This is a genomic window from Buttiauxella sp. A111 (genome assembly GCF_014189855.1).
Taxonomy (GTDB): Bacteria; Pseudomonadota; Gammaproteobacteria; order Enterobacterales; family Enterobacteriaceae; genus Buttiauxella; species Buttiauxella selenatireducens.
The window spans coordinates 503,872-527,960 of record NZ_BJFN01000002.1 but is presented as its reverse complement, the minus strand read 5'-3'; the positions used below and the strand labels follow the sequence as shown (position 1 = coordinate 527,960).

Below are 24,089 nucleotides of genomic sequence, written 5' to 3'. Positions count from 1 at the left end.
CGGTGAGAACGTTAAAAATGAAAACGCCGGGCATTGCCCGGCGCTTTTATTGATTAAAGAAGCTACTCATTAATACGTGGGTGTTGTTGTACCAGGTTGGTACGTTTCGCCTGTAATTCTTCAATCTCACGATCAAGATCTTCTATTTTCTGCTCGATATTGTCGTGATGCTCCTGAACAATTTCACGCGCTTCAGCAATATCAGATGCCGCAGGTGTTGCCCCTTTTAGAGGTTTATTCGCGGTTTCTTTCATTGTCAGACCGGTTACCAGGCCAATCACCGCAACCACCATCAGATAATAGGCTGGCATCATCAGGTTATCGGTTGTTTCGACTAACCAGGCCGCGACTGTTGGCGTAACACCCGCAATCAGCACTGAGATATTAAAGGCGCTTGCCAGCGCACTGTATCGAATATGCGTTGGGAACATGGCGGGGAGCGTCGATGCCATTACGCCCGTGAAAGAGTTAAGAATCACGGCCAGAATGAGCAGCCCGGCAAATATGAGCCCCAGAACATTACTGTTGATCAGGATAAAAGCAGGGATGGCCAGAACCAGTAGCGCCAAACTACCGAAGACGATAAACGGACGACGGCCAAAACGGTCGCTCAATAAGCCAATCATCGGCTGAACAAACAGCATCCCAATCATGATGGCGATGATAATCAGTACGCCATGTTCTTCGGAATAATGCAGGTTATGCGACAAATAACTCGGCATGTACGTCAACAACATGTAGTAGGTCACGTTGGTTGAAATAACGATACCGATACAGGTCAGCAGGCTGCGCCAGTGTTTGGTGGCAATCTCTTTAAAGGAGATTTTCGGACCCTCTGCCAGACCTTCTTTATCGCCTTGCTCAAGCTGTTCAATGTGCTGTTGAAACGCGGGGGTTTCTTCAAGCGCGTGACGCAGATACAGACCGATAATCCCTAATGGCAGAGCGAGGAAGAAGGGCAGTCGCCAGCCCCATTCGAGGAAGTTATCTTCGCCGACGATAGCCGTTATCAGCACCACCACGCCAGCCCCACATACAAAACCGGCGATGGAGCCGAAGTCCAGCCAACTTCCCATAAAGCCGCGTTTGCGGTCCGGGGAATATTCCGCCACGAAGATGGATGCACCGGTGTATTCACCACCCACAGAGAATCCTTGCGCCATTTTCGCAAGTAACAACAGGATTGGCGCCCAAATACCGATACTTGCGTACGATGGAATAAGGCCAATACAGAAGGTACTCAATGACATAATGATGATTGTGATGGATAAGATTTTCTGGCGACCATACTTATCACCCAGCATGCCAAAGAACAGGCCGCCTAATGGGCGAATCAGGAAGGGGACAGAGAAAGTACCCAATGCGGCAATCATCTGCACACTCGGGCTGGCATCCGGGAAGAAGACCTTACCGAGCGCAAAGGCAACAAAGCCGTACACACCGAAATCAAACCATTCCATCGCATTGCCAAGCGATGCTGCAGTAATCGCCTTTTTAAGGCGGCTATCGTCGATGATGGTAACGTCACTGACCTTGATAGGTCTGACTTTCTTTTTCCTTTTTAACATTATTATCCTCTTTTTCCTTTTGGGAGCGAAACCGTCTCCCTTACTAAGTGTAGTGAGCGAGTGACAAATTGAAGGTTAAAACTCCAGCACTCAGCGCCACTATGACAATCCCATTAATAACCTCATGAAATTATTGAAAAATGTGTTTCAATTTTAAAACCATTATAAAAAATATGGCTTAATTATAAAAGTGTGATCGTCATCAAGTTTACCCGCTAAAGTAAATCTTTGCAGCGCCGAAATAACAATAAATCAAAAAAATTAACAACCGGATAACTTAAAAAGGAAGTTGCTATGACTGCGCGGACGGCCGCTACACAGCATGAATACCTGCTCAGTGATGACATGACATTGATGTCCACGACTGATTTGAAAAGCACAATCACCCATGCGAACGACGCGTTTGTGAAGGTGAGCGGTTACTCGCTTCAGGAACTCACCGGTTGCCCGCACAATCTGGTGCGTCATGGCGATATGCCAAAAGCGGCTTTCGCTGACATGTGGTACACCCTGAAGCAGGGAGAACCCTGGACGGGTATTGTCAAAAATCAGCGTAAGAATGGCGATCATTACTGGGTTCGCGCCAATGTCGTGCCGGTGGTACGCAACGGCAAAACCACCGGATATATGTCGATCCGTACCAAAGCGCAGCCGGAAGAAATTGCTGCCGTAGAGCCGCTCTACAAATCGCTCAAAGAGGGGCGTTGCAAATATCGTCTGTATAAAGGTCTGGTATTGGGCAAGAGCGGGTTAGGGAAATTGCCGACGTTACCGCTACGTTGGCGTATTCGCATGATAATCAGCACCGTTTTCATACTCATGTTGGCTGCATCTATTGCGCTGGGGCAAAGCGGGCTGTCTGTGATGATCGGGGCGCTGGCGAGCGTATTGGGCTGTGTATTGCTGGAGTGGCAAATTGCGCGTCCGATGGAGAATATTGCACGTCAGGCACTGGAAGTGGCGACAGGAAATCAGCAGCGTGTGCAGCATCTCGCCCGAACGGACGAAATCGGCATGACGCTGCGCGCTATCGGGCAACTTGGCCTGATGTGCCGCTGGCTGATTCATGATGTCAGCCATCAGGTTGAAAATGTGCGCAGTGGCAGTGAGACGCTGGCGCAGGGCAACGACGAACTCAACGAGCGCACGCGCCAGTCCGTCGTCAACGTGCAGCAAACGGTCTCCACCATGAGCCAGATGGCGGTATCGGTGCAGAACAACTCGGAAACGGCTGCCGCGGCAGATAAGCTTTCCAGCTCTGCGAGCCAGGCCGCAACCCATGGCGGCAAAGCGATGGAAACTGTGGTGACGACAATGGCTGACATTGCCGACAGTACGCAACGGATTGGTTCCATCACCAGCCTAATCAACGACATTGCCTTCCAGACCAATATTCTGGCCCTTAATGCCGCAGTTGAAGCCGCGCGTGCTGGAGAGCAGGGGAAAGGGTTTGCGGTGGTTGCGGGTGAAGTACGCAACCTGGCACAGCGCAGTGCGACGGCGGCGAATGATATCCGCAAACTTATCGATGCCAGCGCCAGTAAAGTGCAATCTGGGACTATTCAGGTTCACGAGGCCGGTCGCACCATGAACGATATTGTCGAGCAGGTGCGCAATGTGACGCAGTTGCTCGGGCAAATTAGCCATGCCACTTCTGAACAGGCGGAAGGGTTGTCTGATTTAACCCGTGCGGTTGCCGAACTGGACGCAATCACGCAAAAAAATGCGGCGTTAGTGGAAGAAAGCGCGGAAGTCTCTGCGATGGTGAAGTACCGAGCGACGCGACTGGAAGATGCCGTTACGGTGCTGCACTAATTTAAAAACCAGAAGCGCACGTTTTTACAACCACGCCGGATTTTTTTAGCTAGTCTGGGACAGATTGAATGTTTCTACCCGACCCTAATCTATGGAGAGCGTTATGACGCAATCGTCCCAAACTAACCGCCGCTTTGTGCTGGCGAAGCGCCCGCAAGGCATGCCGACCGATCAAGACATTCGTCTGGAAGAAACTCCTGTCCCGCAGCCTGCCGCAGGTCAGTTGCTGCTACGAACCCTCTATTTATCTCTCGACCCTTATATGCGCGGGCGTATGGATGATGCCGAATCCTATACGCCAGGACTGGCTATTGGTGAAGTCATTGGTGCAGGCACCGTTTGTCGCGTCGAGAAATCTGAACACGCAGATTACAAAAGCGGTGATTTGGTTCTGGCATATACCGGCTGGCAGGATTACGCACTTTCTAACGGCGAAGGCTTGCAGAAGCTCGATGCAAATATGCAGCACCCTTCGTACGCGCTCGGTTTACTCGGGATGCCTGGTTTTACGGGTTATATGGGTTTGACCGATATTGGTGAGCCGAAAGCGGGCGAAACGGTGGTCGTTGCAGCAGCCAGTGGGGCGGTGGGATCGGTAGTAGGGCAAGTGGCAAAATTGCGCGGTGCAAAAGTCGTGGGGATCGCGGGTGGCGAGGAGAAGTGCCGTTACGTAACCGAGACTTTAAAATTTGATGCCTGCATTGATCACAAAGCACCGGATTTTGCCGAGCAGTTGAAAAAGGCCTGTAGCAAAGGCATTGATGTCTATTTTGAAAACGTCGGTGGCGCGGTGTTTGATGCGGTTCTACCCCTTTTGAATACTAAAGCGCGTATTCCAGTATGCGGTGTTATCAGCCAGTACAACGGCATGAATAGCGCTTTTGAGCAGGATCGTTTGCCGCTATTAATGGGGACAATCCTGAAAAAACGTCTGCGCGTACAAGGATTTATTATTTCGCAGGATTACGCCGATCGTTATCCTGAGTTCTTTAAACAGATGAGTCAGTGGCTGGCGGAAGGGAAAATTCAGTTCCGCGAAGACATTGTCGATGGCCTGGAAAACAGCGTGGAAGCGTTTCGTGGTTTGTTGGTCGGTAAGAACTTCGGTAAGTTGATTGTGAAAGTCGCGGAGTGATTGTTATAGAGCGGCGCAATTACGCCGCTCTATTTAGCCTTTAAAAGGCCCATCGCTAACCGAATTTCGCTCCAGTAATTCTGATGTGAAAATATTATCCCGCGATAAATACCCGCCATCTAACATAGATATTAAACGGCTGATCACTTCGCTAATCATATCGCTGACCGGATCTTTGATGCTCGATAGCGCGGGGGTTAAATAAGGTGCTGTCGGAATATTATCAAAGCCGAGCAGGGATATTTCATGTGGAACTGAAATCCCCATATCACTCAATTTTTTCATCGCGCCCACGGCCATTTCATCATTACTGGCAAGAATCGCGCTGACCTTCTGTTGACGAGCAAGCAATGCTTCTACGGCCGACACGCCGCTGTCTGGCGTCCATTTACCCTGCACAATCAATGCTTCGTTTACGCCGATACGATATTGATTTAATGCATCTTTATAACCCGCCAGGCGCTCGATAGCCGTAGGCGAATCCAGTGCGCCGGTAATAAATGCAATATCATTATGCCCACGCTCAATGAGATATTTCGTCGCGAGGAAACTGGAGCCTTTATGGTCACAACAGATACAATGGCTTTGGTGTTTTCTTAATTTTCGGTTCACCACCATAATCGGTTGTTTATGCTGGTCAATAATTTCGTCCATTTCATCAATGGTCAAAAAACGCGGGTAAATAATCACCGCATCGCAGCGCAAATCGAGCAAGAATTGAATAGCTTCGCGTTCTTCTTGTGCGCTGTGTTTACCATCCACCAGAATAAGCTGGCGGCCATTATCTTCTAATTTCTTCGCGGCCTGCGAAAGTATTTCACTGAAATAACTGCCGTTATAAAGGGTGTTGGTTACGACTAAACCAATGCATTCTGACTTATTCGTCGCCAGATTTCGCGCCAGCAAATTTGGCCGATATCCGGCCTCTTCAATCGCTTTATAGACCTGGTCTTTTGTGGCTTCGCTGACGTATCCCTTGCCGGATAAAACGCGTGAAACGGTCGCTTTTGAGACGCCGGCTTTCTGTGCCACTTCTAGCATTGTCGACATGGGAGCTTCCTGGCTTTTTTGAAGGCCCTATTTTACACATTCCCGGACGACAAAATACTGCCTTAAAGGGATTGCAGGGGGTCTGCAATAGCCATTTATGTCGATCTTCATCACAAAACAAACAATATGTGGAATTAGTATTTGATCTGTTTGTTTGTCGTAGTCAATCTAATGTGGAACCGGTTACCTACTTCTCATGACCCTACTCGTCGATGCGGTGAAACCGGAAAGAATATTCATAACTAAATGAATTTAAACATAAAAATAGAGTGACGTACGGAAGAGTGGTAACTCATGGCTAAGAATTACGCGGCAGTATCTCAGTCGATAGTCGATGCAATTGGTGGCGCGGATAACGTGGGTGCGGTGACACATTGCATGACGCGTTTGCGGTTTGTGTTAAATGACGGTAGCCGCGTGGATGCCGCGAAGCTCAAAGCTATCAACGGCGTAATGGGCGTAGTTCGTAGCGAAAATCAGTGCCAGGTGATCATCGGTAACACGGTTTCCCAGGCGTATGCTGAAGTGCTGAAACGACTGCCTGAAGGCATGCAACCAGCGACGCCTGCCAACGGCAAAAACAAAATCACTCTGAAACGAATCGGGGCAGGGATTCTGGATGCGCTGATTGGCACCATGTCGCCGCTGATTCCCGCGATTATCGGCGGTTCAATGGTGAAATTGCTGGCCATGATCCTTGATATGACCGGCGTATTTGGAAAGGGCTCATCCACGCTCATCATTCTTAATGTGATTGGCGATGGCGCATTCTTCTTCCTGCCGATAATGGTTGCCGCGTCGGCGGCGGTAAAATTCAAAACCAATATGTCGCTGGCGATAGCTATCGCCGGTGTGTTGGTGCATCCAAACTTTGTAGACCTGATGGCAAAAGCGGCACAAGGCCAACCGGTTGAATTTATGGGATTATCGGTCACGGCGGTGAAATACACCTATACCGTGATACCGGCGTTGTGCATGACCTGGTTGCTCTCTTACATCGAAAGATGGGTTGACCGCATCACGCCTGCGGTGACAAAAAACTTCCTGAAGCCGATGCTTATCGTACTTATCTCTGCCCCTATCGCCATCATGCTGATTGGCCCACTGGGGATCTGGATTGGTAGCGGTATTTCTTCACTGGTTTACACCATTCACAGCTATCTGGGTTGGTTGTCAGTAGCGATTATGGGCGCTCTGTGGCCGCTGCTGGTCATGACCGGTATGCACCGCGTATTTACACCGTCTATTATTCAGACCATTGCTGAAACGGGCAAAGAAGGCATGGTTATGCCATCTGAAATTGGTGCCAACCTCTCTTTGGGTGGTTCATCATTGGCCGTGGCGTGGAAAACCAAAAATCCTGAACTGCGCCAGACGGCACTCGCTGCAGCGGCATCTGCGATTGTGGCGGGCATTTCCGAACCTGCACTTTACGGTGTTGCTGTGCGTCTCAAACGCCCACTGATTGCGGCATTAATCAGTGGTTTTGTCTGCGGCGCTGTCGCAGGAATTGGTGGGTTGGCGAGCCATTCCATGGCATCTCCGGGCCTGTTCACCAGTGTGCAATTCTTTGATCCAGCTAATCCAATGAGCATCGCATGGGTGTTTGGTGTGATGATTCTGGCCGTGGTGCTCTCTTTCTTCCTGACGTTAATCCTGGGCTTTGAAGACATTCCCGTTGAGCAGAGTGACGAGAAAGAGCAAATTCAACCAAACTCCGTTGTTGCACCGCAACATGCTGTAAACGCTAACTAACTAAGAAGAGGGACTTTATGTCAGCATCAATTTTTCCTGATGACTTTTTATGGGGCGGTGCAATCGCTGCAAACCAGGCTGAAGGCGCATACCTCGAGGGTGGGAAAGGGCTTTCAACGGTAGATACCATCCCGCACGGCGAGCATCGCCTCGCTGTGAAATTAGGTTTAGAAAAACGTTTTTCATTACGTGATGATGAATTTTACCCAAGCCACGAGGCCATCGATTTTTACCATCGCTATAAAGATGATATTGCCCTGATGGCAGAGATGGGTTTTACCGTTTTTCGTACTTCAATTGCCTGGAGCCGCATTTTCCCGAAAGGGGATGAGAAAGAGCCAAACGCGGCAGGTATCGCTTTTTACCGTGATCTCTTTGCCGAGTGCAAAAAGCATAATATCGAACCGCTGGTGACGCTGTGCCACTTTGATGTCCCGATGCATTTGGTGCAGGAATATGGTTCGTGGCGCAGCCGCAAAATGGTGGAGTTTTTCACCCACTATGCCCGTACCTGTTTTGAAGCTTTTGATGGCCTGGTGAAATACTGGCTCACCTTCAATGAAATCAATATTTTGCTTCACGCACCATTCTCTGGTGCAGGTCTGGTATTCGAAGAAGGTGATAACAAAGAACAAGTGAAATACCAGGCGGCACACCATGAGCTGATCGCCAGTGCTTTAGTGACCAAAATTGCTCATGAAGTGAACCCAAACAATCAGGTCGGGTGCATGCTGGCGGGAGGGAATTTCTATCCGTACTCCTGCAAACCTGAAGATGTTTGGGCTGCGCTAGAAAAAGATCGTGAGAACCTGTTCTTTATCGATGTGCAGGCGCGTGGTGCGTACCCGTCGTACGCGAAACGTCTGTTCCGCGAGAAGGGATTTGAGCTTGAAGTGCTGCCAGGCGATGAAGAAATCCTCAAGAACACGGTCGATTTTGTCTCGTTCAGCTATTACGCCTCACGCTGTGCCTCAGGGGATATGAACGAGCTCAATAGCAATGCGGCAAACATCGTTAAATCGCTGAAAAATCCCTATATTCAAGCGAGTGAATGGGGATGGGGCATTGACCCACTCGGCCTGCGCATTACCATGAACATGATGTACGACCGTTACCAGAAGCCACTTTTCCTGGTAGAAAACGGCCTTGGTGCGAAGGATGAAGTTAACGCGCAGGGTGAAATCAACGATGACTATCGCATCAGCTACCTGCGTGAGCACATCAAAGCCATGGCTGATGCCATCGAAGATGGTATTCCGGTAATCGGCTACACCTCATGGGGCTGTATTGATTTGGTTTCCGCATCAACAGGCGAAATGAGTAAGCGCTACGGTTTCATCTACGTTGATCGCGACGACCAGGGCAACGGCACGCTGGCACGTACGCGTAAAAAATCGTTCTACTGGTATAAGAAAGTGATCGCCAGCAATGGTGCTGATTTAGACTAGTTTGTCTGCGTGGCGACTCGGTTTACTCGCCGAGTCGCCGTTCTGGGGGCTGATTGCCCGGCTCAGATGCGTTAATATGAGTGTCCAATCTCCTTTCACAAAAAGATCGTCATGAATATTATTCAAACTAAAATTCCCGAAGTCCTTATTTTTGAACCAAAAGTTTTCGGTGATGACCGCGGTTTTTTCTTTGAAAGCTTTAATCAGAAAGTTTTTGAAGAAGCCGTAGGACGTTCGGTTAATTTTGTTCAGGATAATCATTCAAAATCTTGCAAGGGCGTGCTTCGCGGTTTGCACTATCAATTGGCACCGAATGCCCAGGCAAAACTGGTTCGCTGTGCAGTTGGAGAAGTATTTGATGTTGCCGTGGACATCCGCCAGCATTCTGCAACGTTTGGCCAGTGGGTGGGCGTGCTATTAAGTGCTGAGAACAAACGCCAGTTATGGATCCCAGAAGGTTTTGCCCACGGCTTTATGACTGTCAGCGATGAAGCTGAGTTTTTGTATAAAACGACAAACTTTTACGCGCCACAGAGCGATCGCAGCATTCTTTGGGAAGACCAGGATATTGGCATCGCATGGCCAGAAATTGATGCGCCACGCCTGTTGTCCGATAAAGATCGTCAGGCTAAAAGCTTCAAAGATGCTGACTATTTTTAATCGAGTTGTGCGCGCCTAACTCGCATCAAGTCGTCTGTTTTCTTCAGAGGTTGCGTCGGCAACCTCTTTGTTTTCCACGGGACTCAATTCACGCAACCCCCTTCCAACATCATAATATCCAGCCTTAAACGGGTTTGCGTTATCTGCGCAATGGCGGTGCGGGCGCTTCTCAAGCGGTAATTCAGCCGACAAATTACAACTTTCTTCTGACGGTCAATTTCAGTGGATTTTCTACACTGAAAGAAAATGTCTGTTGAGGTTCTACATGCCCTGGCAACCTTTTCTCTCAGTGATCCCGGGATCAGTGCCTGCGGATCTTGCCATTAAGCACATCACTTGCAGTGATATAAGTGATCACTGGCCGCTGAAGAACGAGGTAGTAGAACAGATCGATGATATCAACCAACAGCTTGCTAATGATCTCTCTTTAGAAGCCCCGGAAATCTTTTTAGATCATCAAGGGAAGCGGCGGATCCGTTGTCGTAACAGGCTCTCCGAACAAGCTTTTCGTTCCCGGCCCGCACTGGAAGAATGGCGAAGCCAGTTAGTTCCCACCGCGCTTGCACTGTGGGCTGTGCAGCATCCACTGGCGGTGAGGTTGATAAGCGGCGGTGAAATGGATATCAATAGTCGATCGTGGTTCATTCACGCCAATGATGCACGGGGCATTCGCTCCCGCGCAAAGGTGATGGCCGCCATTGCTGATTTTCATCTCAACGATCGCGTTTCTGTAAACTGGATTAGCCTCGCTTGCGGCGCGGCCGTGCCGGTACTCAATACGTTGCACAGTGCAAAATTGAAGTCTCAGAAATTTACCTTATTGCTGATTGATCATGATCGGCAATCGCTGATGTTTGCTCGTGGGTTGGCGACGCAATATGGGCTGGTTGAAGGGCAGCATTTTCAGCTGCTGATGCGGAATTTATTCGACCGGATGATTGTCAGTGACAAGCTCGTTCAGGAACTGGGTGAACAGTCCGCTGAATTAGTCGATGGATTAGGGATTTTCGAATACTTCTCAGAGTCTGAGGCGGTACATTTTATTCGCCACGCGTTACGTTTGGTAAAACCTGGTGGCGTGTTGATTATTTCGAATATGTTGAAAAGCAGCCCACAAATTGAATTCGCATTGCGTTGTGTTGGCTGGACGACGATTTACCCGCGAACGCTTTTCGAGTTAAGAGAAATTATTTTGGCGGCGGGGATAAATCTGCAAAATGTTACCGTGACACTTCCCAGTGATGGCGTTTATGCGGTGATGGAAATTAATGTGAGCGAATAACCCGTTTTATAATCCTGCTCCTGAAACCAGGAGCAGGATTATTTATTAAGCCAGGTAATTCATGCCCTGTTTCAGGACAAAATCACACGCCTGAGTTTTCACTTTTTCTGCCAGCGGCGAGTTGCCGATGGTTTCCAGATTCAATTGCTGGCCTTTACCGGTATTCAGCAGACCCATCAAACCCTGAGTGTAATCTTGTGGCTGAGTTTCTTTCGTCTCACTTCCCAGGCCCAGTTTATCCAGAAGCTGATTTTTGACGTTTTCTGGATTGGTGGCTGATACCAATTTGTTCTTCATGCAGTACTGCAAAATGCCCGCGGCGTTGGTCATGGTGTTGGCGCTCAGTGCGCTCGTCCCACTGGCGAGCAGGCTGGTTAGTGATGCCGCGGAGTTACCTGTGGTTCCAGAAGTGCTGGTGGTGGTTTTGCTCAGTTCATTCGCTGCACTGGTGAGCTGATCCTGCCAGCTTGCCGCCATCGCCTGAGCGGCAAAAACGGATGCTGCCAGTGCCAGAGCACATGTAACCTTATTGTTTGCTTTCATCTGTTTATACTCTTTTATACCCGTCATACTTCAAGCTGCTTATGCGTTGGCTGCACCGTTATTCGGCCCATCGTGGGCCTCACCCCTCCGGGGCCGCTGTAAACAGCGTTCAAATCTGTTCCCAACAGATTTGTCACCCCAGTCATTTACTCAAGTAAGCTCCTGGGGATTTACGGCTTTGCCGCCTTTAAGCAACTCGAATTATTTTGGGTAAACATAACCTGCATCGCAGGAGAATTTCGTCGAGTATACCGCCTTATCTGGGTTCTTCGGAGCCTGGAGAGTTCTTAAAACCTCCCGAAAAGAGGATTTATCAGGGGCCGATGTAGCGCAGCACCACTTTTACTGCCATTTCACGGTAATGGGAGGTGCTATCAACCGGCTCTGTTCCCTCTTCAAAGAGGTTTGAGAAGGTGTAGCTGTTCGCCACATGGTAGAAGCTGAAGCTACTGATCAGGCGGTGTACATCTTTGGCCGTGACGAGTTTGTTGAACAGCTGTTTTTCCTGCCCGCGGGTCAGCACATCTTCCAGTAATTCTAGCGCGCTGCGGTTTATCTCGCGCAGGTAAGTGGACTCTTTGACAAAACGCCCGCGCTGCATGTTTTCCATGCAGATAATACGAATGAAATCTGGATGCGTGGCGTGGAAATCAAATGTCCATTCTACCAATTCCACCATCGCTTCGACTGGCGGCTGATCAGAGAGATTAAGTTGGCGCTCACAGCTGCGAATCTGGGTGTAGACATATTCCAGCACCTGAACGTAAAGCAGCTCTTTGCTTTTAAAGTGATAAACCACCATGCGTTTGGTGGTGTTGGCTTTCTCTGCAATTTGCTCCATGCGTGCGCCATTAAGGCCAAATTCAGCGAACAAACTAATGGCACTGAAGAAAATCTTTTCTTTCAAACTGGCGTCATCAAAACGCTCAGGAAGATAAATTTCGTGGGTTTCCACGCAAGGCTCCTTAAAGTCATCAGGCCGCTGGTACCGCCCAGGCCTGATGACATTAAAACAAGTTTGCGCAGGCAAAGCACTGCCGAGTTACAGAAGCCCTGAAACACATCACACTCGTGGGCGTTTACGGTACAGCCACAGGCCGGGGATGGATAAGCCAATCGACAGCGCCCCAACGATAAACGACGCTTTCAGGAAATTGGTGAGGAGCTGAATCATAAGATCTTCGGTGTAACCGAAGTGGCTCAGTTTCACGGCTGAAATCATTGCGGTGTAGGCAGATATCCCTGGGAACATCGGAATCACGGCGGCCACGGTAAAGACTTTCGGATGCGCAAGATACCAGCGCGACCACTGGATACCGATGCTGCCCACCAGGAGTGAAGCGATAAACGTGCTCCATTCAATGTTTAAACCCGCAGTCATCATCGCCATTCTGGAACCATGGCCAATCGCACCCAGCAGCGCACAATACGGCAAAGCACGCTGCGGGACATTAAACACCATGGCAAAACCTGCGGCGGGAATAGCGGCAAGCGCCATATCTTGTAGCAGCGCCAGTAAAAAGTTGATTATTCCCATCCTGTTAATCCCCACAATGACATCGCCATCACTACGCCAATGCAGGTGGCAAGCGTCAGCAGACTCGCCATTGCCCATCTGGCAAGGCCCGTGTTGACGTGTCCTTTAAACATATCGGCGACGGCGTTTATCAGCGGAAAACCAGGGACCAGCAGCAGAACGCTTGCCGCCATTGCAATATTGGAAGTCGAAGCGAACGGGCCTTTGGCAATGAGCAGTCCCGAAATCGTGGTCGCGACAAATGCCGCAATGCAGAAGTTAATTTGTGGATGTAAATGGCGTGACGTGAGCAGCAGCCGCACATACATTGCAACGGAACTGGCAAGGAATGCGACGATTGCGCCATCCCAGCCGCCATGGTTGAGCTTACAGAAACAGCCGCAGGAAAGACCCACCATCAGCACCACTAACCAACGTGGATAGCGCAGGGGAGTTATGTGCGCAAAGCGTTTCAAAACGCCCTTATGATCCAGTAGCTTATGCTCTGCCAGGATCACGATATGTTGCACCTCCGTCACGACGTGCATATTGATGCCCCGATCGATGTTCTTGCGAGTTGTGGTGAGGCACTGATTATCTTTAATGGTGCTCAGTACGATAGCATTCGCTGAAATTGAACTTTCAACGCTATCCATCCCCAATGCCACTCCCAAACGGCTGGAAAGCTCTTCTACCAGGGCGCTTTCTGCACCGTGCTGTAGCAAAAAAAGCCCACACTGAATGCAAAGGCGGGTGACTTCGCGTTGCGGGTTTACCTCTGTCGACATGCCTGGCCTATGAAAGATGAAAAGCGACGTCTGTCGCTCAAATTTTAACATCCTCCATTTTTAACATATGCCGCCCCCTGTACTCAGGCGCGCCAGATCAACATTTAGCGTAATAACTCATTTCGCACACTTTTTCAGGGAATTATGAGCTCGTCCACACTTTGGGTGAGACTTTCGAAAAGTGCACGTTTTAGACGGATATTGGCCTTCTTTTCCTCTGTGCAGACGATAAAAATGCATTGTCGAGCATTTAATAAACATAAAAATAACATTTATATAACGTCTTATCAGAGAGCGTACCTTATGAAAACTCAAGTCGTGATAATTGGGGCCGGCCCATCGGGTTTGTTGCTGGGGCAATTACTGCACAATGCGGGTATTAGCAATGTGGTGCTAGAAAGACAAACGCCTGAGCACGTACAGGGGCGGATTCGTGCGGGGATCCTGGAAAATGGTACGGTAGATTTACTGCGCGAAGCAGAGGTAAGTGAAAGGATGGATGCCGAAGGGCTAGTCCATGAAGGCGTCGAGTTTTTGGTCGACGGAATCCGTATTCCCGTTCCGCTCAAAGAGTTAACGGGGGGCAAAACGGTGATGGTGTACGGCCAGACTGAAGTGACGCGTGATTTGATGGACGCGCGCTGTAAAAGCTCTGCGCAGACGATGTACGGGGTCAGCAATGTGCAATTGTTTGATGTGAAGAGTGATTCACCGTATGTCACCTTTGAAAAACAGGGCGAAACTTACCGCATCGATTGTGACTATATTGCGGGATGTGATGGTTTCCATGGGGTTTCTCGCAAGGCGATTCCGTCGGAAATTACACGCGAGTATGAACGGGTTTATCCGTTCGGCTGGCTGGGCTTGTTATCCGACACACCACCGGTAAATCATGAATTGATCTATGCCCATCACTCACGCGGATTCGTTTTGTGTAGTCAGCGCTCACTAACCAGAAGCCGCTACTATTTGCAGGTTCCACTGAGCGACAGCGTTGAAGCCTGGTCGGATGAACGATTCTGGGACGAGCTTAAACAGCGGCTACCAAAAGAGTTAGCCGATAAGTTAGTGACTGGTCACTCACTTGAGAAAAGTATCGCACCGTTACGCAGTTTTGTGGTTGAACCGATGCAGTACGGCAACCTTTTCCTGGTAGGCGATGCTGCGCACATCGTGCCACCGACGGGTGCAAAGGGGCTAAATCTGGCCGCCTCTGATGTGAATTATCTGTATCGGATTTTATGTAAGGTGTACCAGGAAGGGCGAACCGATTTGCTGGAAACCTATTCGCCAATGGCATTGCGTCGGGTGTGGAAAGGCGAGCGTTTTAGCTGGTTTATGACCAATCTTCTGCATGATTTTGCAGGTATGAATGCATTTGACCGCAAAATGCAGCAAGCGGATCGTGAGTACTATCTGACTTCGCGCGCAGGATTAACGACTATTGCTGAAAACTATGTCGGCTTGCCGTTCGAGTCCGTTGAATAAACTACACTTATTTGGCAATAGCCTGTGGATTTCGTACTCTGAAAGAGGATGTGATGAATCTGAACCCCAGTATTCCGGTATTTAAGCTATATGGTGAAAACCGGAATTGGCCTGCGGCAGATTTGCTGCATTGTGAATCGATTCACAGCCGCAGCAGCCTTTATGAATGGCATATTCGAGTTCATCAGCATGCGGATTTGGTGCAATTACTCTATTTGCATAAAGGCCAGGTGGAGATCGATATTGAAGGCGTAAAGCACCATGTGGGACATGCCTGTATTCAGGTGGTGCCTGCATTGTGCGTGCACGGCTTTAAATTCTCCCCGGGAGCTCAGGGGTATTCTCTGTCGTTTTCTGCGCCGCTTATCGCCCAGTTTGAACAACAGTTTGGCCGCCCATTGCAGGTGCTCACACAAGCGGCATGCGTACCGGTAAAAGGCTCGAACAGGCAAATCAATACATTGTTCAGTACCTTGCAGAGTGAGTACGAGGGGGCAGGAGAGGCGCGTGATATGATGCTGCATTCTTTGATTAGCGCATTGTTAGTCTGGCTTAATCGTCAGAGTACTCCCACTCCAGGCGGCAGTTCACGTGTTGAACGTAAACGTGCGGTAATTCATCAATTCAATCAATTGGTTGAAAGCCATTATCGTCAACAACTCCTTGTCACGTATTATGCCAGCGAAGTGGGCTTGTCAACGGTGTATCTGAACTCTCTATGCCATGAGTTCTATGGCTGTAGCGCCCTGAATGTGCTGCATCAACGCGTGTTGCTCGAAGCTAAAAGAAGTTTGCTGTATACCAGCATGACAATTAGCCAGATCTCGGATTTTCTTGGCTTTAGTGACGCAACCTATTTTTCACGCTTTTTCCGCCGTTATACGGGGACGACGCCGAAGGATTTTCGTCTTCATCCGATGCGTGAATTGAAAGTGCCTTAATCGAAGGCGAGTAATTGTTTAATTATATTTAAAATATTATTTATCAATGCTAATTATTATTTCCTGACTTGTGGGTGTCTTGTAATAACCATCATTATTTGAAATACTCGCGCATCACTAACCCCTCCTTGTAATTTAAGTTTTCATCTGACTTAACTATTATTTTAGTATTGCAACATTCATATAATTAATTAATGAATGAATGCGCAGTCATATTTTCAATAATAGGTATATTTTAATCAAAGGGATGATATGGAAAATATAATCACTGCCAGTAATTTACCCGGCAAGATAATGGTCGTTGTACCCTGCGTGTTAACGGCGGCAGGGATAGTCCATCGATTAAAATCCATGCCTAAAATTAACAAATTAGTCAATAATATCAAAAAGATTGATGAGGCCTATGGTGATGTATTAAAGGTGCCAGGCTCGTTTGTCATATTGAATATCAGCGAATCCTCAAATCTACTCGCCGAAGAGGTAAAATTTATCAACTGGTGCCTGATGGTAAAACCGGGTACGACAATTGTCGCTTACACGCGCAACCACAAACTGAGCGTACTGAATTATATTTCTGCTTTGGGGGTGCGGGCGATTATTTCTCAATATGAGCCAGCTGCAACATTCTCTGACTTAATAATAAAGTCATTCTCCACTAAGTCGATGCTTTCCAGCCCGATGATCAAGAACATTCTGGATGCGAGAATCTCATGCGAACTGACAGTATGTGAAGCTCAGGTCATTGGGGAATTATTTCAGGGCTACAACGTCAGCCAGGTGGCGCAGAAATTAGGGCGCAATATCAGAACCGTGAGTGCGCATAAAAGACATGCGATGGAAAAGCTCGGACTTCAGTGCGAAAAAGATCTCCACGTACTGGGTTGTACGTTGCTAGGTAAGTAATCGTTTTAAAGGGATAGGTATATGCAGGAAAGCAAAGCCAAGATTTTTTTGCGCAACCCATTTTGCCGTGCGTTAGTCATTAGTAAACGGCCACTGATGAGAGAAGGCCTTCAGTTTCTGATGAAGGAGCGTGCCGAGAAATCGTCACTCATTCTTTTGGATAACTATTTAGATCTCAGGCCAGAAATTTTGCTGCATGTCGACGTGGCGGTCATTGAGCTGGATAGCACTTTGCAGGAAATCTTCGGGGCCTGCGATTTTTTCAATCAATTGCAAAATCAGTATCGGCAAGTGGAGTGGGTTTTCACCCTCCCTGCGAATTTGGTAAATATTGCCATTGAACGATTGCTGACATCTAACACCGCATTGCTCTCTTTACATGAACCCATGAACAGTATTATCGAGCATGTCTTTAACTGCGGTGGTCAAATCGAAAGAATCAGCAGGCATCTTTTGCAGGAAAAAGCGGTTAACGCGTCCAGTACCAGGGTGGCCAATACACGCTTAACTTTTTCAGAACGCCGTGTTTTACGGCTCCTCAGCAAAGGGTGGCAACTGGCCCAAATTGCGACGCTGCTCGAGAAAAGTTACAAAACAATCAGTGCGCAAAAAAGCAGTGCTCTGCATCGACTGGAGCTGAAAACGGATGCCGAAATGTATGCGTGGATGCTCAATGAACATGGAATGCAGGAGCTGAATTTACCGTAGAAACACCAGGGGAAACGAAGAAAAAATAAGGTATGACTGAGGACCATGCATTCGCCCTCAGTCATCTGATTATTGGCAAACATCAACCCACTGTGCGGCGGTCAGTTCAGCCAGACGATCAGGGGAAATACGCACTGCACTATGAATGGCTCCCGCAGCGGGCAACACTTCTTCGTACTGTTTAAGCGAAATATCACAATAAACCGTTAACGGATTTTCCAGGCCAAACGGACAAACACCACCGACCGGATGACCCGTCCAGATAACCACTTCATCGCTGCTTAGCATGCGGGCTTTTGCCCCCAAAGCGGCTTTGAGTTTTTTATTATCCAGACGAGCATCGCCTTTCGCGACAACCAGCACGACTTGATCTTTAACTTTTAACGACAATGTTTTAGCAATTTGACCCGGTTCAACATTATGGGCTACGGCTGCCAGAGCAACGGTTGCTGTGCTTTGATTTAATTCGATGATGTCGATATCCGGGGCGTTTTCGGCAAAGAATTGCCGGACTGACTGCAGGCTCATGCTTTTCTCCCATTCTTGGCCGCAATAATTTGGCATAAGGCTGTGCTATATGTAAACCAGAGAACATTGATTTATATGTGCCTTGATGACGTTAAGCCAATAACAATGCTGTGATGTGAATTACCTAAACAACTCAAAGTTTCAGTGATTTCTGGATCTTCTTCACAATCACTGCAACCGGTTTCAGTAACCGGTTGCAGAGTAAGAAAAGGCGATGAATACTGAAACGGTCACACACCTGTACCCAATAATAAGAGCAGCCTATGAAACATATTTTTTTATGCTGTGCCACTGATGCCCCTGCCAGTGTTTTAGACATTAAAGCTATATCTAATAAGGTCCCGGCTACGGGGTTCAATTCTATGCATTACGGACTGTTGCGCGGCAATAAACTCCCCGCCGCAACATTCGCATTGAAAGCCTGACAGGAGCACCGCTATGTCATCGAATCATGCAGCCTTTAATTTGATTTTCCGCTTTGTAGAAAACTACGTGAGTCCCGTCGCTGGGAGGATTTCTTCACAACGCCACGTCATGGCGATTCGTGATGGATTTATTTCTGCGATGCCATTCATGATTGTCGGCTCGTTCCTGCTGGTCTTCGCTTACCCGCCTTTCTCGCCAACCACCACCTGGGGTTTTGCTCGTGCGTGGCTGGATATGGCAAAACAGTTTGAAGGGCAAATTCTGACGCCGTTTGATATGACGATGGGCATTATGTCTATCTACATTTGTGCGGCTATTGCCTATAACCTCGGCAAACATTATGTGAAGTCACATGGTCTTGATCCGTTCATGTGTGCGATGCTTTCGCTGATGGCTTTCTTGCTGGTAGCTGCACCTAAAACGAAAGGGACTTTGCCGGTTGATAGCCTTGGCGGTACGGGGATCTTTACTGCGATCCTGGTGGCGGTTTACTGCGTCGAAATGATGCGGTTCCTGAAAGCGCACAATATCGGGATCAAACTGCCAGACCAGGTTCCACCGATGATCAAAAACTCCTTTGATCTTCTGATTCCGGTGCTGGTTGTGGTACTGACACTTTACCCACTCAGTCTGCTGATTCAGTCGCAGTTTGACATGCTGATCCCGCAAGCGATTATGTCGGTGTTTAAACCTCTGGTATCAGCTGCTGACTCATTGCCTGCCATTCTGCTGGCAGTGCTGATTGGCCACTTGCTGTGGTTTGCAGGGATCCACGGGGCGGCGATCGTTTCCGGTATGCTGCAAATGTTCTGGCTGACCAATCTGGGGATGAACCAGAGCGCATTGGCACAAGGTGCGCCCCTGCCACACATCTTTATGGAAGCGTTCTGGACCTTCTTCATCGTTGTCGGTGGTTCGGGGGCAACCATGGGCCTGGTGATTTGCTATCTGCGTAGTAAATCGGCCCACCTGCGTTCTATTGGTCGTCTAAGTATCGTTCCAACTTGTTTTAACATAAACGAGCCGGTCATTTTCGGTACACCAATCGTTATGAACCCAGTGTTCTTCATTCCTTTCTTGTTGGCACCAATGGTTAACGCCGTGCTGGCATGGGGCGCGATGAAGATGGACTTGATTGGTCGTGTGATTTCAGTGGTACCGTGGACTGCGCCAGCGCCTATCGGTGCGGCATGGGCACTGGGCTGGGATTTCCGTGCGGCAATTCTGGTTATTCTGCTGGCAGTGGTTTCCGCCATTATCTACTTCCCGTTCTTCAAAGTGTACGAGAAGCAGTTGCTGGAGCAGGAAGCTGAAGAAGCTCAGAAAGCCTCTGGCGAAGAGAGCCAACAGCCTGCCTGAGAATGGATGAAAGAGTGAGATGAAACGGTGGGGAAACCCGCCGTTTTACTTACAGGTACAGTCTCCGCAACGTTGTACATCTGGCAACTTATAGCGCTGGCAGCAGGTACGGCGAACCAATAAACCTTCGTTTGGGATCACCGTGCGGTAAAGAGGATTATCCTGCCCATCTTGCAGTTGTTTTTCAAAGAAGCAGGCGTGGCGTAACTGCGCGATTGTCGCTTCATCAAGCAATTCTCTAAGCTCGCCAAAAAACCAATTTAACAAATATCCCGTATTGCTCCAGATGAGCTTGCCATTGATCTCGCCGGTGCTTTCCAACGCCTCAACGACAGGCATGAGCCCTTCTACCAGTAGTTTATCAAGGCGTTGTTGTAACGGCAGGGTCGTTGCCACTCTATCTTCATGAACGTCTATCCAGAATGTGGCGGCTCTACCTGTTTCGTGAAACTCGACATGAATATGTTGTGGGTCGATATCCAGCGCTCTGGGTTGAGTTATCAGCGCCATGACCAGCGGAGGAACCAACAGACCAAGATACCATTGCGCCCACAGTGACTTCAGCGGTTTTCCCTCGCGGGCAAGTTGCGGCTGGTTGCGATAAATATGGTCACTGTAACAGGCGAGAAGCGAGGTTAAGGCAGCGGGCTGCGCCCATTGAAACAGCGTCTGGCTTGCTGCTGGAGCGGGTTCATCGAGTTTGATGAAGTCGTTAAAGTAAGGTCGATGAGTGATGAAATGCGCGCGCAACTCTTCTGCCAGCGTCGGCTGCGAGCTGGTAAATGGTGACTGCCATGCAAATTCATTCAAAAACAGTGAAGACTGTAAAGACATCGACAAACAAGACCACTAATACAAATGATAATGATTGCCAATCCTATCTATAGGTGTAGCCATTAGCAAGGCTATTTTGTGCGCGTGTTACTGGAGCGCGTTTTTGACTCAGGAGGGGAGCAGCGACTCGCTGACAAAAATGCTATTACGGCCCTGACGCTTTGCCCGATAAAGAGCACTATCAGCCTGACGTAACGCTTCTTCAATGTTCTGCTGCTCAAGCACTGCAAGGCCGATACTTATCGTTACGTGAGTGGCAACATCTTCATTAAACAAATGTGGGATCTTTAAATCATAAACCCGCTGGCGGATCCGTTCGGCGGTTTGCAAAGCCTGCTCAGTATCCACATCGGTCAGCAATACCATAAATTCTTCACCACCGTAGCGGGTGACAATATCACGCGAGCGTACGGCATCGCGAATGGCTGCGGAAACATGCGTCAAAGCCTGATCGCCCATGCTATGGCCATAATTGTCGTTGTAAGCTTTAAAGTGATCGATATCGAGCAATAATACGAAATGTGTGCCACTTCCAAGTGCCAGCACTGTTTCAAGACGGTTTTGAAACCCACGGCGGTTATACAGACCGGTAAGAGGATCTAACATACTCAAATCGTTAAGGGTTTCTTTCTCTTCGAGCAGCTTGTCCATTAAGCGAAGTGTAAAATTATCATTTCGTTGCTGAATGATATTCTGAATGGTGATGCCTATACCTGGGAGAACAATTGAATACAAAACACGTGGCCAGTTATCCCCTTGATCGAGCCATAATATCATCGCTGTCACGGGCAGGCATGAAGCAATAAATGCTTGTATATTATTAATAAAAGAGATTGAACCAATAAATAATATCGCCAATAAAGCAATAATTAGAAAATTGAGATCTCTAATCGGCATAGCGCTTACTTTTATATAGATATGCCACGCCCAAAGTAACCCAATTATTAACGAGACAGCGTTAATGTTGATCAGCTTTTTTTTGTTTACAAACTGCCACAGCAGGCATGAGAGGCTTATCACCAGCACCATGATTATCGGCACCGTAAGATGCTGAGTGTTGGCAGAAGGCACCACAATACTAAATCCCGCAGAAACCGCGTTCAGTAATAAAAATAAACGCAAAGAGAGTTGGTGTTTCCCTTTGAGTAATGTGCGCCAATTTGTTGCTGTCATATCAAATAGTTCTTTCGACCCGAACACAACGTTATGTTGTTGAATAATGTTATAAAAATAAGACAGGGAAAGTGATTACTTAAAGTAATTATGTCGTTGTTAATCAGAGATTTTATTTCGTCGCTCAATCTATCACCTAAATGAAATTATGTCATCCGATGATGAAGAATGCTTAACATTTCTAATGTATACAAAGAGCACGCTGTCGCTGACAAACGAGAAATTATATCATATGATATTGGTTATCATTTACAATGTGCGAGATGGCGATGATGTTACAACGGCAGTTAGAAAGCGCGTGGGGTGTGCTGATACCAGGGGGGATCGTCGCCGCATTGTTGTACCTGGATCTTTCTTTTACCCAGTGGCGGGTGCTTATCGTGCTGGGGTTATTGGCGACGACAGCGATGCTCTACCATAAACGGTTACGTCATTTTGTGTTGTTGCCATCATGCGTTGCGTTTGCCAGTGGGCTTGCGCTGGTGATGATGAATCTGGGAATGATGAAATAAAGGGGTAAAGCTGAGGGAAACTGAAAACAACCGGGATGCAATTTGTACCTAAAAAATTGGTGCGAAGAGAGGGACTTGAACCCTCACGTCCGTAAGGACACTAACACCTGAAGCTAGCGCGTCTACCAATTCCGCCACCTTCGCACAGTTTTTAAAGCTTGCACTTAAAGATTTTTGATATCGCCTTCGCATTGGTGCGAAGAGAGGGACTTGAACCCTCACGTCCGTAAGAACACTAACACCTGAAGCTAGCGCGTCTACCAATTCCGCCACCTTCGCGCAGTGCGAACGATATCTTGCGTGGTTAATGGTGCGAAGAGAGGGACTTGAACCCTCACGTCCGTAAGAACACTAACACCTGAAGCTAGCGCGTCTACCAATTCCGCCACCTTCGCATACCCACAATACCAAAGTATTGTAACCACGGAGGCGCATTCTAGATGTTTTCTGCGCGTCGTCAACAGTTAATTTGGTGCCGCTTTTCTAATCGCTGCAAAAAGCGGCACAGTCGTGTGTTAGCGCTTCTTTGCGCCACGCATAACTACTGAGCGATAAACTTTGAATCGGCCAGTTTGAGCAATCACTTCGTGGTTGCCAAAGGTTTCGTCCAGCACGTCCGGATAGGCCAGGAAGGCGTTCGCGACGATACGCAATTCACCCCCCATATTGAGATGACGAACAGCACCACGAATCAACTGGTGAGCGGCATCAAGGCTGGTTTGCAGGCCATCATGGAATGGAGGGTTTGAAATAATCATGTCAAAACGACCATTCACTTCTGAATAGACGTTGCTGGCGATAACGTCGCCTTCAATCTCATTGGCCGCAAGTGTTGCACGGCTGGCTTCGACGGCGGGTGCCGAAACATCACACAACGTCAGGCGGACTTTTGGAGAGTGTTTCGCCAGTGAAACCGCCAACACGCCAGCACCGCAACCGACATCTAACACTTTGCCTTTGGTATGCGGCGTGAGCGTAGAAAGCAGCAATTTACTACCGGTATCCAGGCCGTCACGGCTAAAGACGCCTGGCAGTGTTTTCACGGTCAGACCTTCGTGTTGATACTCATCCCACCAGGAATGTTCATCAAACTGTGGCTGTTTTTCCAGGCGGCCATGATAGAAACCGCAACGACGTGCGCTATCAATTTTATTTAGCGGGCTGAATTCGGCGAGCATTTGCTCCGCGCTGCGCACACCACTGCGGTTTTCACCCACCACAAAAATGTCGCTACCGACTGGCATCAGCGAAAGAATATTCATCAACTGGAACTGAGCTTCTGGCTTGTTTTTCGGCCAGTAGTAAATCAGCGTGTTGCAGTCGCCAACAGTGCTGGCATCAGCCACCAGGCCGTATTGTGCATCTTCGCCCATCTGAGCGCTTAATACCTGCCAGTGGTGAAATTGTTGGGTATGGACGCGACTTACAGCCGTTTCGAAACGGGCTGGCAGGTCGTCTTGTAAGTCACCGGCAAACAGCACGCGGCTTTCGGTAAAATCATCGCTATGGCGCAGTAGCACTTCACTTGCCGGGGTTAACGCAGTCATCAAATTACTCCAGGGAAATCAGAACCGGGATTATAGAGCTTTAATGGCGCACATTCGATGAATTTGCTATATTTGCGCCCCAATTGGCACTCTCTACCTGGTTTCGCTAT

22 protein-coding genes and 3 tRNA genes are annotated in these 24,089 nt (G+C 48.5%); 12 read left to right on the top strand and 13 right to left on the bottom strand.

Annotated features, from left to right (window positions below; all coding sequences use genetic code 11):
- Positions 1-62: 62 nt before the first annotated feature.
- Positions 63-1,568, bottom strand: coding sequence for a glycine betaine/L-proline transporter ProP (proP, locus tag BSPA111_RS08485; protein WP_183270723.1), 1,506 nt, complete (start codon positions 1,566-1,568; stop codon positions 63-65).
- A 294-nt stretch (positions 1,569-1,862) separates the two neighbouring features.
- Between proP and BSPA111_RS08480 the strand changes: the two genes are divergently transcribed.
- Both BSPA111_RS08480 and BSPA111_RS08475 read left to right on the top strand, forming a co-directional pair.
- Positions 1,863-3,383: a PAS domain-containing methyl-accepting chemotaxis protein gene (locus tag BSPA111_RS08480; RefSeq protein WP_183270722.1), complete on the top strand. Its 1,521-nt coding sequence runs from the start codon at positions 1,863-1,865 to the stop codon at positions 3,381-3,383.
- A 103-nt stretch (positions 3,384-3,486) separates the two neighbouring features.
- Positions 3,487-4,518, top strand: coding sequence for an NADP-dependent oxidoreductase (locus BSPA111_RS08475; RefSeq protein WP_183270721.1), 1,032 nt, complete (start codon positions 3,487-3,489; stop codon positions 4,516-4,518).
- Between the two features lie 33 nt (positions 4,519-4,551).
- Here BSPA111_RS08475 and BSPA111_RS08470 read toward each other — a convergent pair whose 3' ends face one another.
- Positions 4,552-5,568: a LacI family DNA-binding transcriptional regulator gene (locus BSPA111_RS08470; protein ID WP_183270720.1), complete on the bottom strand. Its 1,017-nt coding sequence runs from the start codon at positions 5,566-5,568 to the stop codon at positions 4,552-4,554.
- A gap of 294 nt (positions 5,569-5,862) precedes the next feature.
- Here BSPA111_RS08470 and ascF point away from each other — a divergent pair, with 294 nt between their 5' ends.
- From ascF to BSPA111_RS08450, 4 genes are all read left to right on the top strand, one after another.
- Entirely contained in the window at positions 5,863-7,323 is a 1,461-nt protein-coding gene (gene ascF / locus BSPA111_RS08465; protein WP_183270719.1) for a PTS cellobiose/arbutin/salicin transporter subunit IIBC, read from the top strand.
- A 17-nt stretch (positions 7,324-7,340) separates the two neighbouring features.
- Positions 7,341-8,771: a 6-phospho-beta-glucosidase gene (locus tag BSPA111_RS08460; RefSeq protein WP_183270718.1), complete on the top strand. Its 1,431-nt coding sequence runs from the start codon at positions 7,341-7,343 to the stop codon at positions 8,769-8,771.
- Between the two features lie 111 nt (positions 8,772-8,882).
- Entirely contained in the window at positions 8,883-9,431 is a 549-nt protein-coding gene (gene rfbC / locus BSPA111_RS08455) for a dTDP-4-dehydrorhamnose 3,5-epimerase (protein ID WP_183270717.1), read from the top strand.
- Positions 9,432-9,696: 265 nt separating this feature from the next.
- Complete coding sequence (locus tag BSPA111_RS08450) at positions 9,697-10,713, top strand: class I SAM-dependent methyltransferase (protein ID WP_183270716.1); 1,017 nt, start codon at positions 9,697-9,699, stop codon at positions 10,711-10,713.
- A 45-nt stretch (positions 10,714-10,758) separates the two neighbouring features.
- Here BSPA111_RS08450 and BSPA111_RS08445 read toward each other — a convergent pair whose 3' ends face one another.
- The 4 genes from BSPA111_RS08445 to BSPA111_RS08430 all read right to left on the bottom strand — a co-directional run bounded on the left by BSPA111_RS08445 (position 10,759) and on the right by BSPA111_RS08430 (position 13,560).
- A complete protein-coding gene (locus BSPA111_RS08445) occupies positions 10,759-11,256 on the bottom strand; it encodes a DUF2501 domain-containing protein (RefSeq protein ID WP_183270715.1) in 498 nt (165 codons plus the stop codon).
- Positions 11,257-11,569: 313 nt separating this feature from the next.
- Positions 11,570-12,211 (bottom strand): TetR family transcriptional regulator, encoded by a 642-nt coding sequence (locus BSPA111_RS08440; RefSeq protein WP_183270714.1) that lies wholly within the window; start codon positions 12,209-12,211, stop codon positions 11,570-11,572.
- Positions 12,212-12,319: 108 nt separating this feature from the next.
- Positions 12,320-12,793, bottom strand: coding sequence for a threonine/serine exporter (locus tag BSPA111_RS08435; protein ID WP_183270713.1), 474 nt, complete (start codon positions 12,791-12,793; stop codon positions 12,320-12,322).
- Positions 12,784-13,560, bottom strand: a complete 777-nt coding sequence (locus BSPA111_RS08430; protein WP_183270712.1) for a threonine/serine exporter ThrE family protein — start codon at positions 13,558-13,560, stop codon at positions 12,784-12,786. The genes BSPA111_RS08435 and BSPA111_RS08430 overlap by 10 nt, the downstream gene beginning before the upstream one ends.
- Positions 13,561-13,863: 303 nt before the next feature.
- Between BSPA111_RS08430 and pobA the strand changes: the two genes are divergently transcribed.
- The 4 genes from pobA (at position 13,864) to BSPA111_RS08410 (ending at position 17,600) form a co-directional block, all read left to right on the top strand.
- Positions 13,864-15,048, top strand: coding sequence for a 4-hydroxybenzoate 3-monooxygenase (pobA, locus tag BSPA111_RS08425; protein WP_183270711.1), 1,185 nt, complete (start codon positions 13,864-13,866; stop codon positions 15,046-15,048).
- Positions 15,049-15,101: 53 nt separating this feature from the next.
- Positions 15,102-15,989, top strand: coding sequence for a helix-turn-helix domain-containing protein (locus tag BSPA111_RS08420; protein WP_183270710.1), 888 nt, complete (start codon positions 15,102-15,104; stop codon positions 15,987-15,989).
- A 252-nt stretch (positions 15,990-16,241) separates the two neighbouring features.
- Entirely contained in the window at positions 16,242-16,892 is a 651-nt protein-coding gene (locus BSPA111_RS08415; protein WP_183270709.1) for a LuxR C-terminal-related transcriptional regulator, read from the top strand.
- Between the two features lie 21 nt (positions 16,893-16,913).
- Positions 16,914-17,600: a LuxR C-terminal-related transcriptional regulator gene (locus BSPA111_RS08410; RefSeq protein ID WP_183270708.1), complete on the top strand. Its 687-nt coding sequence runs from the start codon at positions 16,914-16,916 to the stop codon at positions 17,598-17,600.
- Positions 17,601-17,669: 69 nt separating this feature from the next.
- On the opposite strand, the gene BSPA111_RS08405 is transcribed toward BSPA111_RS08410, so the two are convergent.
- Positions 17,670-18,128, bottom strand: a complete 459-nt coding sequence (locus BSPA111_RS08405; protein WP_183270707.1) for a YbaK/EbsC family protein — start codon at positions 18,126-18,128, stop codon at positions 17,670-17,672.
- 438 nt (positions 18,129-18,566) lie between these two features.
- On the opposite strand from BSPA111_RS08405, the gene BSPA111_RS08400 reads away from it, so the two are divergent.
- Positions 18,567-19,913, top strand: coding sequence for a PTS sugar transporter subunit IIC (locus tag BSPA111_RS08400; protein ID WP_183270706.1), 1,347 nt, complete (start codon positions 18,567-18,569; stop codon positions 19,911-19,913).
- 45 nt (positions 19,914-19,958) lie between these two features.
- Here the strand turns inward: BSPA111_RS08400 and fhuF are convergent, their stop codons facing one another.
- Both fhuF and BSPA111_RS08390 read right to left on the bottom strand, forming a co-directional pair.
- Entirely contained in the window at positions 19,959-20,747 is a 789-nt protein-coding gene (gene fhuF, locus BSPA111_RS08395) for a siderophore-iron reductase FhuF (RefSeq protein WP_183270705.1), read from the bottom strand.
- Positions 20,748-20,855: 108 nt separating this feature from the next.
- On the bottom strand, positions 20,856-21,920 hold the full coding sequence (locus BSPA111_RS08390; protein WP_183270704.1) for a diguanylate cyclase: 1,065 nt from the start codon (positions 21,918-21,920) through the stop codon (positions 20,856-20,858).
- Positions 21,921-22,192: 272 nt separating this feature from the next.
- Here BSPA111_RS08390 and BSPA111_RS08385 point away from each other — a divergent pair, with 272 nt between their 5' ends.
- Positions 22,193-22,432, top strand: a complete 240-nt coding sequence (locus tag BSPA111_RS08385) for a DUF1435 domain-containing protein (protein WP_183270878.1) — start codon at positions 22,193-22,195, stop codon at positions 22,430-22,432.
- A 57-nt stretch (positions 22,433-22,489) separates the two neighbouring features.
- On the opposite strand, the gene BSPA111_RS08380 is transcribed toward BSPA111_RS08385, so the two are convergent.
- The 4 genes from BSPA111_RS08380 to rsmC all read right to left on the bottom strand — a co-directional run bounded on the left by BSPA111_RS08380 (position 22,490) and on the right by rsmC (position 23,979).
- Positions 22,490-22,576 (bottom strand) — tRNA-Leu (locus BSPA111_RS08380).
- A 48-nt stretch (positions 22,577-22,624) separates the two neighbouring features.
- Positions 22,625-22,711: transfer RNA gene (locus BSPA111_RS08375), tRNA-Leu, on the bottom strand.
- A 29-nt stretch (positions 22,712-22,740) separates the two neighbouring features.
- Positions 22,741-22,827: transfer RNA gene (locus tag BSPA111_RS08370), tRNA-Leu, on the bottom strand.
- A gap of 120 nt (positions 22,828-22,947) precedes the next feature.
- Positions 22,948-23,979 carry a 16S rRNA (guanine(1207)-N(2))-methyltransferase RsmC gene (rsmC, locus tag BSPA111_RS08365; RefSeq protein ID WP_183270703.1) on the bottom strand — a complete coding sequence of 344 codons (1,032 nt, stop codon included), beginning with the start codon at positions 23,977-23,979 and terminating at the stop codon, positions 22,948-22,950.
- Between the last annotated feature and the right edge of the window lie 110 nt (positions 23,980-24,089).